13 protein-coding genes and 1 pseudogene are annotated in these 12,091 nt (G+C 59.4%); 8 read left to right on the forward strand and 6 right to left on the reverse strand.

Going from position 1 to position 12,091, the window contains the following annotated elements:
- Positions 1 to 49: 49 nt before the first annotated feature.
- Together JOE27_RS04470 and JOE27_RS04475 are read right to left on the reverse strand one after the other, a co-directional pair.
- A complete protein-coding gene (locus JOE27_RS04470) occupies positions 50 to 949 on the reverse strand; it encodes an AraC family transcriptional regulator (RefSeq protein WP_204918040.1) in 900 nt (299 codons plus the stop codon).
- Positions 950 to 1,238: 289 nt separating this feature from the next.
- A complete protein-coding gene (locus JOE27_RS04475; RefSeq protein ID WP_204918041.1) occupies positions 1,239 to 1,976 on the reverse strand; it encodes an SDR family NAD(P)-dependent oxidoreductase in 738 nt (245 codons plus the stop codon).
- A gap of 321 nt (positions 1,977 to 2,297) precedes the next feature.
- Here JOE27_RS04475 and JOE27_RS04480 point away from each other — a divergent pair, with 321 nt between their 5' ends.
- Entirely contained in the window at positions 2,298 to 3,221 is a 924-nt protein-coding gene (locus JOE27_RS04480) for an AraC family transcriptional regulator (RefSeq protein ID WP_204918043.1), read from the forward strand.
- Positions 3,222 to 3,338: 117 nt separating this feature from the next.
- Here JOE27_RS04480 and JOE27_RS04485 read toward each other — a convergent pair whose 3' ends face one another.
- Both JOE27_RS04485 and umuD read right to left on the reverse strand, forming a co-directional pair.
- Positions 3,339 to 4,613, reverse strand: coding sequence for a Y-family DNA polymerase (locus JOE27_RS04485; RefSeq protein ID WP_204918045.1), 1,275 nt, complete (start codon positions 4,611 to 4,613; stop codon positions 3,339 to 3,341).
- A complete protein-coding gene (umuD, locus tag JOE27_RS04490) occupies positions 4,603 to 5,031 on the reverse strand; it encodes a translesion error-prone DNA polymerase V autoproteolytic subunit (protein WP_204918047.1) in 429 nt (142 codons plus the stop codon). The genes JOE27_RS04485 and umuD overlap by 11 nt, the downstream gene beginning before the upstream one ends.
- A 101-nt stretch (positions 5,032 to 5,132) precedes the next feature.
- On the opposite strand from umuD, the gene JOE27_RS04495 reads away from it, so the two are divergent.
- The 5 genes and pseudogenes from JOE27_RS04495 to JOE27_RS04510 all read left to right on the forward strand — a co-directional run bounded on the left by JOE27_RS04495 (position 5,133) and on the right by JOE27_RS04510 (position 9,573).
- Positions 5,133 to 5,852 carry an SOS response-associated peptidase family protein gene (locus JOE27_RS04495; RefSeq protein ID WP_204918049.1) on the forward strand — a complete coding sequence of 240 codons (720 nt, stop codon included), beginning with the start codon at positions 5,133 to 5,135 and terminating at the stop codon, positions 5,850 to 5,852.
- 1 nt (position 5,853) lies between these two features.
- A complete protein-coding gene (locus JOE27_RS04500) occupies positions 5,854 to 6,201 on the forward strand; it encodes a hypothetical protein (protein ID WP_231386186.1) in 348 nt (115 codons plus the stop codon).
- A gap of 190 nt (positions 6,202 to 6,391) precedes the next feature.
- Positions 6,392 to 6,586 (forward strand): annotated as a pseudogene (locus JOE27_RS24790) (site-specific integrase); the annotation flags it as partial.
- Between the two features lie 20 nt (positions 6,587 to 6,606).
- Positions 6,607 to 8,193: an ABC-F family ATPase gene (locus JOE27_RS04505; RefSeq protein WP_012314600.1), complete on the forward strand. Its 1,587-nt coding sequence runs from the start codon at positions 6,607 to 6,609 to the stop codon at positions 8,191 to 8,193.
- Positions 8,194 to 8,379: 186 nt separating this feature from the next.
- On the forward strand, positions 8,380 to 9,573 hold the full coding sequence (locus tag JOE27_RS04510) for an MFS transporter (RefSeq protein ID WP_115274715.1): 1,194 nt from the start codon (positions 8,380 to 8,382) through the stop codon (positions 9,571 to 9,573).
- Between the two features lie 60 nt (positions 9,574 to 9,633).
- Here the strand turns inward: JOE27_RS04510 and JOE27_RS04515 are convergent, their stop codons facing one another.
- On the reverse strand, positions 9,634 to 10,245 hold the full coding sequence (locus tag JOE27_RS04515; protein ID WP_115274714.1) for an FMN-dependent NADH-azoreductase: 612 nt from the start codon (positions 10,243 to 10,245) through the stop codon (positions 9,634 to 9,636).
- Between the two features lie 134 nt (positions 10,246 to 10,379).
- Here JOE27_RS04515 and JOE27_RS04520 point away from each other — a divergent pair, with 134 nt between their 5' ends.
- Both JOE27_RS04520 and JOE27_RS04525 read left to right on the forward strand, forming a co-directional pair.
- The gene (locus JOE27_RS04520) at positions 10,380 to 11,282 is read left to right on the forward strand and encodes a LysR substrate-binding domain-containing protein (protein ID WP_046786126.1); all 903 of its coding nucleotides are present in this window, start codon (positions 10,380 to 10,382) and stop codon (positions 11,280 to 11,282) included.
- Positions 11,275 to 11,634 carry an MmcQ/YjbR family DNA-binding protein gene (locus JOE27_RS04525; protein ID WP_115274712.1) on the forward strand — a complete coding sequence of 120 codons (360 nt, stop codon included), beginning with the start codon at positions 11,275 to 11,277 and terminating at the stop codon, positions 11,632 to 11,634. Before JOE27_RS04520 ends, JOE27_RS04525 begins: the two co-directional genes overlap by 8 nt.
- A 27-nt stretch (positions 11,635 to 11,661) precedes the next feature.
- Here the strand turns inward: JOE27_RS04525 and JOE27_RS04530 are convergent, their stop codons facing one another.
- On the reverse strand, positions 11,662 to 12,090 hold the full coding sequence (locus JOE27_RS04530; RefSeq protein ID WP_204918051.1) for a DUF1294 domain-containing protein: 429 nt from the start codon (positions 12,088 to 12,090) through the stop codon (positions 11,662 to 11,664).
- Position 12,091 lies beyond the last annotated feature (1 nt).

The following is a 12,091-nucleotide window of genomic DNA, read 5'->3' on the forward strand; positions in this document are numbered from 1 at the left end:
TGTGCTGCATTGCCAGCACAACGCGCGCTCCTGCTATCAACCCATTCAACTATTTACGGTATTGAGTGGGCGTAACACCAACCTCACGTTTGAACACCTGAGAAAAATGGCTTGGGCTGCTATACCCTACCTCCAACCCTACATCAATCACACTCCGCTCCGTTTCGACAAGGAGCTGCCGAGCTCTTGCCATCCTCAGCCTGATAAAGAACTGTGATGGCGAGTAACCAGCGGCCTTTTTGAACAGCCGGCTGAAGTGATACTCACTCATCCCAGCTATTTCGGCCAATTGCCCGAGGTGGAATTCCTCAGCCAGATTGGCCTCCATTGCCGACAGTACGCGGCGTAATTTGTAAGCGGGCAACGCGTTGCGGCGCACGATATCGTCCGCCGTGCTGTCCAGGTAGCGGCGGGCAAGGTGAATGGCGATGCACTGGGCCAGCCCTTGAAGATAAAGAGGGCTAGCCCTTTGCCCCGTCAGCTCCAGCCGAACTTGTTCAAGTAGAACAGACAATCCATCGTCACGTCCGCCCGAAACTTCCCGTAGGCGAACCGCTTCTACAGAGCTGCCCAATACCTCCTGGATGGCTTTCTCCAAAAGCGGAATGCCGAGGTAGATATGCATCACTTCGAAGGGCTCTGCGCCGTCCACTTTCCAGCACATCTCGTATGGCTGTGCCGAGGTAGTTAAAAAGAAGTCACCGTTAGCCACCCGACTGCATTGCCATTCACCGCCAAGCTCACGCTCCTGCACGAATGCATTCCCAGAGATGATCCACACCAGTAAGGGCTCGGCCACCGCGGGGACGATGAAGCTATCTTCCTCACGCTCCCGGTTAAAGATCTGCACCAACATATCCCGATCGGCCAGAACGTCCGAGGCGGCCAGCCGCTCCCCACGGATGTAAGCCTCCAAACCATGGGCTGAAGTCCGCTCTGTAACATCCATGGCTATCGTCGCCTCACTGTGTAAGCCGGCTCGAATGAGCCATTTCAGGGGATTGGTGTGACAGGGTGGGCTTCGAATTTCAAGCCTAAAGGCTTGGGCCCGTGAAGGTCCTCAACGTACCCGTACGTGGCACGTGAGGGAACCCGCTCTGGCGTCGGTCATGAGGGTAATGGTCGAAAAAAGCCGGAATGTCTCCATTCCGGCCTGCTATTCAACACTCGGGTTATAGAATCATCCCAGCGTGATACAAAACATTGTTGCGACACTCTCCTCGCTGTCGTCAGAACACTCAGAATGGACTTGCGGTTGGACGCACGATCAATTCGCTGACGTCGACATCCGCAGGCTGCTCTACCGCATAGGCAATCGCTCGGGCAATGGCCGAAGCTGGAATCGCGATCTTGCGGAACTCGCGCATCTCTGCACGCCCGCCGTCATCGGAAATGCTTTCGGCCAGTTCGGACTCGGTAACGCCAGGTGCAATGACGGTGACCCGGATGTCACCCCCCACCTCTTGGCGCAGGCCCTCTGAAATTGCCCGTACGGCATATTTGGTGGCGCAGTACACCGCAGCGGTCGGGCTCACAGCATAGGCTCCAATGGAGGCAATATTGATAATCTGGCCAGCGCGCTGTTGTTGCATGAGCGGCAGCGTGGTGGCAATGCCGTGCAGCACGCCGCGAATGTTGACGTCAATCATTCGGTTCCACTCATCGACCTTGAGCGCTTCGAGCTTCGAGAGCGGCATGACTCCAGCGTTATTGACGAGAACGTCGACGCGGCCATGCAATTCGACAGTGAAGTCAATGAAGGACTGCATGTCATCCAGGTTAGTGACATCCAGCCCCATTACATCAGCGGTACCACCTGCTGAACGAATCTCCTTGGCCAGAGCTTCCAGGCGATCGGTGCGGCGGGCACCCAAAACCACGCGAGCGCCTTTGCTGGCGAGCAGGCGGGCTGTCGCTTCGCCGATACCACTGCTGGCGCCGGTAATTACGATGACTTTTTGTTGGATGCCGTGCATGTTCTCACTCCTGTTTCTGGCTTAAGAGGCCCCCGCCGATCGGCAGGTGGTGCAGCAAGAGTAAGCAGCCTGGGCTGGGCTGGGTTATGCAATTCCTGCGTTCAACATGCACGATCCTGCATGAGCGGCCTGCGGTGAACGGATAACCTTCATGGCCTCAACTGGAATGATGCACAGGAGCGCTTGGACGCGAAGCGATCTGCCAAACACCTAACGATGGCAGCGGTGAGCATTGGGTAGTTGGCCTATTAGCCTCTACCCAAACGGCTGCCGACCCACATATCCTCTTCAACAGGTTGAGCCTAACGGGAGGTAAAGGCGATGAGTGATCGAAACGAAGAGCTGACACGCCTTAGGGCCGAGCTAGCGTCAACCATGCAACGTATCGCTCCGACATACGGCGTATATCAGACGGCAATTGATAAGCTGCATTTCATACGCAGCGATACTCCAACCGATGTGATCCACACTGTGCATAAACCGGGGCTATGCATCATTGTTCAGGGCCGCAAAAAGGTGCAGTTGTGGGAAGAGAGCTATACCTACGACCCCCTGAACTACCTGGTCGTCTCTGTAACTCTGCCGCTGGCGGGTCAAGTGACCGAGGCATCTTCAGAACGACCCTATTTCTGCATCCGCTTGGATATCGACCCGGCAGAAATCGCTCAGCTGATAGCAGACGTAAGTCCTGTCGGCGTTCCAAGCCAACAGCCCCACCGCGGGCTCTACCTGGACAAGATCGATACCCCGTTGCTAGATGCGATGTTGCGACTGGTACGTCTGCTGGATGTGCCATCAGACATTCCTGCGCTGGCACCGCTAGCCCTGAGAGAAATTTTTTACCGGCTGCTAAAAGGCCAGCAGGGCCAGCGCTTACATGAGATAGCGATAACCGATAGCCAGACCCACCGCGTCACTCGAGCCATTGAATGGCTGAACAATAACTATGCGCAGCCGTTACACATCGATGAGCTCGCGAGCTACGTCAACTTGAGCAACTCCACGCTTCACCATCGATTCAAGGCGGTCACTGCAATGAGCCCTTTGCAGTATCAGAAACAACTTCGCCTGCAACACGCGCGCAGGTTGATGATCTCAGAGGGGCTTGATGTTTCCACGGCCGGGTTCAAGGTGGGTTATGAAAGCCCGTCACAGTTCAGCAGAGAATACAGCCGTATGTTTGGGGTGAGGTGCGGCTTAAAGCCTTCCCAGGGAACAATCTTGATGAAAAACCTTGGGGCTTGAATGACACTTTCACACAGCCTGAATCCGTAGCAGCACTGACTATGGCCTTGCCTGCGATTGTCCAAGCTTCTGATCATAGAGTTCGTGGCGGGGACGATCATGAAGCGATTCATCCTCTCAACATTTGACCGTCCACAGCTGATCGATCCGCGTCGTATAGGATTGGCTCATCATCTCCCTCCTCATTCCCCAGTCCGGTGTCGCCGGCACGCTGGCGGCCCGCATCGTTCCCCTGCCCCAGCGTTCGTTGATGTCATCCATCACTTGCATCAGCCGATCACACGTCACCGACTGTTTGAGTGCAAACAAGTCCTCAGAGAACTCTCCTGGTTGCCGCAGGTCCATCAGCAATACCTCGGCCTTGCTGTATCGAAACCCCGGCCTGAAGATCAGTCCGACCGCGTCGGTGGCCAGTCGGGTCATGAGCAGCGTGTCGCAGGTCGGGTACGGCAGTTCCACCAGTGCCCCTTGGGCATGACGGGGCTCGTCCGGGTTGAACATCCCCGTTCGGATGCTCACCCGCATGCGTTTGCACACTGAGCCCTGAGCCCGGAGCTTCTGCGCAGCTCGGCCAACATAGGTGGCCACGGCCTGCTTGATCGGCGCCAGTTCGTTCAGCCGCTTGCCGAACATCCGGCTGCAGCAGATCTCCTGCTTCGCAGGTTCAGCCTCGTCCAGCTCCAGGCATGGCGTGCCAGCCAGCTCACGAGCGGTCTTCTCCACCACCACGCTGAATTTCTGCCGCAGCGTCCAGGGGTCAGCCATGGCCAGATCCATCGCCGTGTGAATGCCCATGGCCTCAAGGTGAGCGGTCATTCGCCGGCCAACGCCCCACACCTCTTTCACTTCGGTATTGCGCAGGACCCAATCGCGCTTGAACGGATCGGTAATGTCGACCACCCCACCAGTCTGCGTCTGTAAACGTTTGGCGGTGTGGTTGGCCAGCTTCGCAAGTGTCTTGGTGCTGGCGATCCCGACACCCACGGGGATACCGGTGCACTGGAAGATCCTGGATCGCAACTTGTGACCGAACTGGGTCAGGTTTTCCTGAATACCGGACAGGTCGGCGAAGCATTCGTCGATGCTGTAGATTTCGGCGGCAGGCACCATCGACTCGATCAGGGTCATGACGCGCTCGCTCATGTCGCCATATAAGGCATAGTTGCTGCTGAAGGCCATGATGCCGTGCCGCCGCAACTTGTCTTTCGCCTGGAAATACGGCTCGCCCATCTTCACGAATGGCTTTGCGTCGTAGGACCTGGCGATCACGCAGCCGTCGTTGTTGCTCAACACCACGATCGGGGTTTTGGCCAGGTCAGGCCGAAATACCCGCTCGCAGCTCGCATAAAACGCGTTGCAGTCGATCAGCGCAAATACCTGGTTACTGCGCATGGTCGCGCACGCTGTACCGCACGACACCCCAAATAACGAGCTCGTCGCCTTCCATGATGTATCGCGGTGGATACGCCGGGTTCTCGGACTTGAGAATCACCACTGCGTCACGGCGGTGCAAACGCTTGCAAACGGGCTCGCAGTTGACCGCAGCGATGACAATGTCCCCATGCTCCGCCTCACGCCCGCGGTCTACGATGACGATGTCACCCGAGTAGATCCCTGCCCCCTGCATGCTGTCGCCCTCAACTTTTACCAGATACACATGGGGCGCACGGAGGTCGAATAGCTCATCAAGGGAGATATGGCCTTCCAGATGGTCCGCTGCAGGCGATGGGAATCCGGCCGGAACGTGAAACGAATAGAGCGGTAACGGTTCGGTACCGCCGGTTGGCGTACCCAGAAATGTGATGGTCATGGGGGAAGGCCCGAAGCAATCTGTATGCATATACAGTAGATCCCGCATCGGGTGCCCGGTCAATCCTGGCGCTGAAATTTCTGACGGGCGAGAGGTGATTTATGTGTGGACGGTACTCGATCTACGAGTCGATGGATCACTACCTGCGGCAGCTATCGCTGGATCTGGTAGTGATCAATGGCTATGACCATGAGGCCATCAATCGCTACAACGTAGCACCATCGACGCGCGTTGAGATCATTCGCCAGGTCGGGGATGGATTGACAGTGGATCGCGTCAAGTGGGGCTGGTCGCCGTTCTGGGCGAAGGGGAAGCGCCCCGATCCGATCAATGCTCGAGCCGAGACAGTGGTGACGGGCACGTTTTTCAAAGGACTTTGGCCGGGGGGGAGAGCCTTGGCGCCGGCCAACGGCTGGTTCGAATGGATACCCGATCCAGCGGAGCCGAAGCGCAAGCAGCCGTACTACATTACCAGCGCTGATGGAGGGCCGCTCTACTTCGCAGCGCTCGCTGAGGTGCATCAGAGCATTGAGCCGGATGAGCGCGATGGGTTCGTTATCATCACCGCAGCTGCGGACGAGGGCCTGATCGACATCCACGACCGAAAACCCTTGGTGCTGACCTCTGAGCTTGCCCGGGAATGGATCGCCCCAAGCACATCACCAGAGCGGGCTTCGGCGATCGTGGAACAGGGCTGCAGGCCGGCAGCGGACTTTCGTTGGTTTCCAGTAGACAAGGCGGTGGGCAATGTCAGGAATGAGGGAGCATCGTTGGTTGCACCGATAAACAGCGAAGACCGGCAGGGTCAGCTAGAGTTTTGATATGTTCAAGCACCGTGAGATAACGATCATGCTGAAACAAGAAGCAGACGACGTGATTGAGCGTATCAGGGACGATCTGAAAAGGCATGGTGTGCTGATCGGCTACGATCCAGAGTTTACCACTGCCGATTTCGGTTGCGACCTGGACCACCACGTCGCTCAGGTCAGAGAGGATCCGGAAAACCGCGTCGTGTGTATCGTGATACATGACGAAGGCTTGTGGGCACAGCTCAGGCAGGGGTCCGTTTATCGCTGCGTCGTCAGTGAATGTAAAGGGAAGCTATTCGGCATGCCGATTACCATTGACCCTCAAACGGATGCGTCGTACACCATTCAGTACAAGCCCTGAAGTGTCTGCAGGGTAGTCAGCCAGCCAGGGTCACCCTCTGCCTGCCAAGTAGAACATCCCTCCGGCGAGCGTCGTTAAAACGATGCCGTCGAATACATCGCCAAAAGCGGCTTTATCCGAGAGCCATGCGTCGATCTGCGCGACCAGAAAGCAGACCGCGATGAATAAAACGGCGCCCGCGATGCGCCAATGCCGCCGCACCTATGCGACAATACGCTCAATGTCTGGTCTCAACCCCACATTTATCGCCCAACAGCTCGGGCATGGCGTGCAGATGCTCTCATCGACTTATGCGCGCTGGATTAACTCGTCCAACGACTGGCAGGAGCGGGAAACGCTCCAGATTGGTCCAAAATTGGTCCGCAGCTGCGAAGAAGCCACGTAAGTTATTGATAGGTAAGCTCCTTGATCTCCACCGCTAACATCACCATGCAGTTCGGCTCCAAGCCCCTGTTCGAAAACGTCTCGGTCAAATTCAACAACGGCAACCGCTATGGCCTGATCGGCGCCAACGGTTGTGGCAAGTCGACCTTCATGAAGATCCTCGGCGGCGACCTGGAGCCTTCCGGTGGTCAGGTCATGCTCGAGCCGAACACCCGCCTGGGCAAGCTGCGTCAGGACCAGTTCGCCTACGAGGAATTCACCGTTATCGACACGGTGATCATGGGCCACGCCCAGCTGTGGAAGGTCAAGGCCGAGCGTGACCGTATCTACTCGCTGCCGGAAATGACCGAGGAAGACGGCATGGCCGTCGCCGAGCTGGAAACCGAATTCGCCGAAATGGACGGCTACACCGCCGAATCGCGCGCCGGTGAACTGCTGCTGGGCCTGGGTATTCCGCTGGAACAGCACTTTGGCCCGATGAGCGAAGTGGCACCGGGCTGGAAACTGCGGGTGCTGCTGGCCCAGGCGCTGTTCTCAGACCCGGATGTGCTGCTGCTCGACGAACCGACCAACCACCTGGACATCAACACCATCCGCTGGCTGGAAACGATTCTGACGGCGCGTAACAGCACCATGATCATCATTTCCCACGACCGGCACTTCCTGAACAGCGTGTGCACACACATGGCCGACCTGGACTACGGTGAGCTGCGCCTGTTCCCAGGCAACTACGACGAGTACATGACCGCGGCCACCCAGTCGCGCGAGCAGTTGCTGTCGGACAACGCCAAGAAAAAAGCCCAGATCGCCGAACTGCAGACCTTTGTCAGCCGCTTCTCGGCCAACGCCTCCAAGGCCAAGCAGGCAACTTCGCGTGCCAAGCAGATCGACAAGATCCAGCTGGCCGAGGTCAAGCCTTCGAGCCGGGTCAGCCCGTTCATCCGCTTCGAGCAGACCAAAAAGCTGCATCGCCAGGCTGTCGTCGTGGAAAAAATGGCCAAGGCCTTCGACGACAAGGTGCTGTTCAAGAATTTCGACATCACTGTCGAAGCCGGCGAGCGCGTAGCGATCATCGGCCCCAACGGTATCGGCAAAACCACCCTGCTGCGCACCCTGGTCGGCGAGATGACGCCGGATGCAGGCTCGGTGAAGTGGACCGACAGCGCCGAAGTGGGCTACTACGCTCAGGACCATGCGCACGATTTCGAAGACGACATGACCCTGTTCGACTGGATGGGCCAATGGACCTCGGGTGAGCAGGTCATCCGTGGCACCTTGGGGCGCATGCTGTTCTCCAACGACGAGATCCTCAAGTCGGTCAAGGTGATTTCCGGTGGTGAACAGGGCCGCATGCTGTTCGGCAAGCTGATCCTGCAGAAGCCGAACGTGCTGGTAATGGACGAACCGACCAACCACCTGGACATGGAGTCGATCGAGGCGCTGAACCTGGCGCTGGAAAACTACCCGGGCACTTTGCTGTTCGTCAGCCATGACCGCGAATTCGTGTCGTCGTTGGCGACCCGCATCATCGAACTGTCGCCGGACGGTGTGGTGGACTTCAGCGGCACCTATGACGACTACCTGCGCAGCCAGGGTGTGCTGGTCTGAAGTCGCTAGCCGGCCTGGCCCTTTGAGGTGACCAGGCCGGCCTCTTTATATGGCGACCACGCTCCACAGGTACTACGCAGTAACTGTGGAGCGGTTTCCCTTTGAATAACTCGTTAGCCTGCTTTCATTTCCTTCGCGCAACGGCCATGATGGGGCCACGCCCACCGCCCGCCCGCGAACGAGCCAATGACCGCGCCACAGCCCGCCCCCGCCAGCAGCAACGCCTCCATCACCCTGCAGATCCTCTCGATCGTTTTCTACACCTTCATCGCGTTCCTCTGCATCGGCCTGCCGATCGCGGTGCTGCCCAGCTATGTACACGACCAACTGGGCTTCGGTGCGGTGATTGCCGGGGTAACCATCGGCCTGCAGTACCTGGCTACCCTGCTCAGCCGGCCTTTCGCAGGCCGTGTGGCCGATACGCTGGGCGGCAAGCAAGCGATCCGCTACGGTTTGCTGGGCATCGCGGCCTGTGGGGTATTGACACTGGCCTCGGCCTGGACCTTGAATGCGCCCTTGCTGAGCCTTGCGCTGCTGCTTGGCGGGCGCGTGCTGCTCGGGCTCGCACAGGGCCTGATTGGCGTTGCCACCCTGAGCTGGGGTATCAGCCAGGTGGGGCCTGAACATACGGCCAGGGTCATATCCTGGAACGGCATCGCGTCATATGGTGCCATCGCCATCGGCGCCCCCGTTGGCGTGCTCGCAGTCGATAGCCTGAATTTCAGCGTGCTCGGCCCAGCCTTGATACTGCTCGCCGCCCTGGCAATGCTGGTGCTGCGCAAACGCCCGGACGTGGTGGTGGTGCGCGGTGAGCGCCTGCCGTTCTGGTCTGCGTTCAGCCGTGTGGCGCCTTGCGGCCTTGGGCTGACCCTGGCTTCGATCGGCTATGGCACCCTGACCACCTTCGTCACACTTTACTATCTGGAACGTGGATGGGCAGGCGCCGCTTTGTGCCTGAGTGCCTTCGGTGTGTGTTTCATCATTTCGCGGCTGTTGTTCGTCAACGCCGTCAACCGCTTTGGCGGTTACAACGTGGCGGTTGCCTGCATGGCCACAGAAGTGCTCGGCCTGAGCCTGTTGTGGCTTGCGCCCTCCCCGCTCTGGGCGCTGGTCGGGGCCGGCCTCACCGGTTTCGGTCTGTCGCTGGTGTACCCAGCCTTGGGCGTTGAAGCCATCAAGCAGGTGCCCAGCAGCAGCCGGGGTGCCGGGCTGGGGGCCTATGCGGTGTTCTTCGACATGGCATTGGCCATCGCCGGCCCGGTCATGGGCGCAGTGGCGGCGCACCTTGGCTATGCGTCGATATTCTGCGTCGCGGCCCTGCTGGCCCTTAGCGGGGTTGGCCTGACATTGTTGCTGGCGCGGCGCAGCCATCGCGGCTGAGCGTTACCCATGAAAAACGGCCGCCGCGCAAGCGACAGCCGTTCGTTTAATACAAGTTGTTCATGCCGTGGCGAACAGCTCACTGGCAATCTGCGCCTGAGCAGCATCGATGGCTTTGCTGCGGTGCTCCGGGCCATAGGCCAGGCCGTGAGCGCGAACGATCTCCAGGTCGGTGATGCCGATGAAGCCCAGGAACACCTTGAGGAAGTCTTCGTGGCCCGCGCCGGTCGGCTGGCCAGCGTGCAGGCCGCCAGCGGTGGAAACCAGTACTACTTTCTTGTCACCGCACAGGCCTTCAGGGCCTGCCTCGGTGTAGCGGAAGGTCTTGCCGGCCACTGCAACGCGGTCGATCCAGGCCTTGAGCTGGGTCGGTACAGTGAAGTTGTACATCGGCGCACCAATCACCACGGCGTCGGCGGCAAGAAACTCGTCCAGCGTTTCGGCGCTGAGCTTGGCTTCGAAGGCAAGGGCTGCATCGCGAACGTCTTCCGGCGTGCCGGCTGCAACCAGGGTGGCAGCAGAGAAGTGGGCAATGGCGTCGGCGGCGAGGTCACGATAGACCACTTCGATGCTCGGGTCAGCGGCTTTCCAGGCCTGGACCACTTCACGGCTCAGTTGGCGCGAGGCGGAATTGTCGCCCAGGATGCTCGAATCGATGTGCAACAGTTTCATGGGACTCTCCTGTGAATGAAGACCGCAGCATTGGGCGATCACGATGGAGAGAATCCTACCGGACCGTCGAATAGCTGAAAAGCCAGCAAAAATGCGTTAGTTTGTCCCACAGATAGAACAGTGAGACAGCCCTCATGCAAGACCTCAACGATCTCTTCTACTTCGTTCGCGTAGTCGAAGCCGGTGGCTTCGCCGCCGCCGGGCGCCAGCTGGGCATCCCCAAGTCGCGTCTGTCGCGGCGCATCGCCGAACTGGAAGAGCGGTTGGGCACGCGGTTGCTGCAGCGCACCACGCGCCAACTGAAGCTCACCGCGGTAGGTGAACGCTATCTGCACCATTGCCAGGCCATGCTGCTGGAAGCCGAGGCCGCTGACGAGGCGGTGGCCAGCATGAGCAGCGAGCCGCGGGGGCGCTTGCGGGTGTCCTGCCCGGTAGCGTTGGCCCATGCGTTCCTGCCGGACGTCATCAGCCGATTTCTGGAGCTGTACCCCCAGGTGCAACTGGACATGGTGTTGCTCAATCGCCGTGTCGACCTGATTTCCGAAGGCATCGACGTTGCCCTGCGCGTGCGAGAGCTGGGCGACGAAGACCCGGCGCTGGTCACGCGCCGGCTGCGCCAGGCGCAGATGCAACTGGTGGCCGCGCCCGGCTTTGCCGATCATGTCCGTGAGCCGTCCGAGCTGGCCTCCTTACCGGTACTGGGCGCTGCTGAAGCAGACCGGCTGGTGCATTTGCGCCTGCTGGGGCCCAATGGTCGCCAACAGGAAATCGCCCTGGAGCCACGGTTGGCCATCGATGATTTTGTGGTGCGCAATGCCGCCGTACGTGCCGGGCTGGGATTTACTGCGTTGCCGAGCATGTTCTGCGAGCATGAACTCGAACGCGGCGAGCTGGTGCGGCTGCTGCCGGACTGGTCGCTGCCGGGGGGCTATCTGCAGGCGGTTTACCCGCATCGGCGTGGGTTGCTGCCTGCAGTACGGGTATGGATCGATCATCTGGCAGCATCGTTCGAAGCGTGTGGAGACCGTTATGTCTAGACAGACCATGACCGAGGAACAGGTGGCGGCGTTCTGCCTGGCGCTGCCCGGCGCACGGGAAGACTACAAGTGGGGCGGAATCCGGGTATTTTCGGTTGCCGGTAACAAGATGTTCGCAGTACTCGACCTGGCGGGGGCTGGCTTGTCGTTCAAGGTGGCCGATGAGCTGTTTCTGGGCTACTGCGACAGGCCAGGCGTGCGCCCGGCACCGTATCTGGCACGGGCGCGGTGGATCAGCATGGCGCCGCCCTACCCCATGGGCCGGGAAGAATTGTGTGACCTGCTGCAGCGCTCGCACCAGTTGGTGGTGCGGCGGCTGGCGAAGCGCTCGCAGGTTGGCCTGCTGATGTGAGGGCCCACGAAGGGCAGTAAGAGGCCATCACCCCAGAGACAGTACATGCCCACCCAGAAACAGGTGATCAACCCAGAACACCTGATGCAGCAATACAATCGCCCAGAACACCATCTGGTATGAAGCCTTGCGGGTCTTGTGCCGGTAAAGCTGCTGGGCGATCAGCGCACCTGGCCAGCCACCCAGTAGCTCACTGGCATGCAGTACCTTCTCTGGCGTGCGCCAGGCCTGGGTACGGGCCTGCTGCTTGTCCTGCCAATACAGCAGAACTGTAACCAGGCTTACAGCGGGATAAATCGCCAACGGCAGCCATGACTGCCCGCTCCAGGCCATCTGCGCCGCGCCCGCCAGCGGCAGCAGGCACAACACCCCAAGCATCAGCAGCTTGAGGCGTACATTGCGTACGCCCTCTGCCTTGCGCGCAGCACGCCGTTCTGCCGTTTGTGTCCGAGCCATA

It is taken from the genome of Pseudomonas sp. M5 (assembly GCF_016907075.1).
GTDB classification, from domain to species: domain Bacteria; phylum Pseudomonadota; class Gammaproteobacteria; order Pseudomonadales; family Pseudomonadaceae; genus Aquipseudomonas; species Aquipseudomonas putida_E.

What these genes read in the sequence shown, in the direction of transcription:
- JOE27_RS04470 (WP_204918040.1), bottom strand. Translation starts at nt 949, where the DNA reads ATGGATGTTACAGAGCGGACTTCAGCCCATGGTTTGGAGGCTTACATC.
- JOE27_RS04475 (WP_204918041.1), bottom strand. Translation starts at nt 1,976, where the DNA reads ATGCACGGCATCCAACAAAAAGTCATCGTAATTACCGGCGCCAGCAGT.
- JOE27_RS04480 (WP_204918043.1), top strand. Translation starts at nt 2,298, where the DNA reads ATGAGTGATCGAAACGAAGAGCTGACACGCCTTAGGGCCGAGCTAGCG.
- JOE27_RS04485 (WP_204918045.1), bottom strand. Translation starts at nt 4,613, where the DNA reads ATGCGCAGTAACCAGGTATTTGCGCTGATCGACTGCAACGCGTTTTAT.
- umuD (WP_204918047.1), bottom strand. Translation starts at nt 5,031, where the DNA reads ATGACCATCACATTTCTGGGTACGCCAACCGGCGGTACCGAACCGTTA.
- JOE27_RS04495 (WP_204918049.1), top strand. Translation starts at nt 5,133, where the DNA reads ATGTGTGGACGGTACTCGATCTACGAGTCGATGGATCACTACCTGCGG.
- JOE27_RS04500 (WP_231386186.1), top strand. Translation starts at nt 5,854, where the DNA reads ATGTTCAAGCACCGTGAGATAACGATCATGCTGAAACAAGAAGCAGAC.
- JOE27_RS04510 (WP_115274715.1), top strand. Translation starts at nt 8,380, where the DNA reads ATGACCGCGCCACAGCCCGCCCCCGCCAGCAGCAACGCCTCCATCACC.
- JOE27_RS04515 (WP_115274714.1), bottom strand. Translation starts at nt 10,245, where the DNA reads ATGAAACTGTTGCACATCGATTCGAGCATCCTGGGCGACAATTCCGCC.
- JOE27_RS04520 (WP_046786126.1), top strand. Translation starts at nt 10,380, where the DNA reads ATGCAAGACCTCAACGATCTCTTCTACTTCGTTCGCGTAGTCGAAGCC.
- JOE27_RS04525 (WP_115274712.1), top strand. Translation starts at nt 11,275, where the DNA reads ATGTCTAGACAGACCATGACCGAGGAACAGGTGGCGGCGTTCTGCCTG.
- JOE27_RS04530 (WP_204918051.1), bottom strand. Translation starts at nt 12,090, where the DNA reads ATGGCTCGGACACAAACGGCAGAACGGCGTGCTGCGCGCAAGGCAGAG.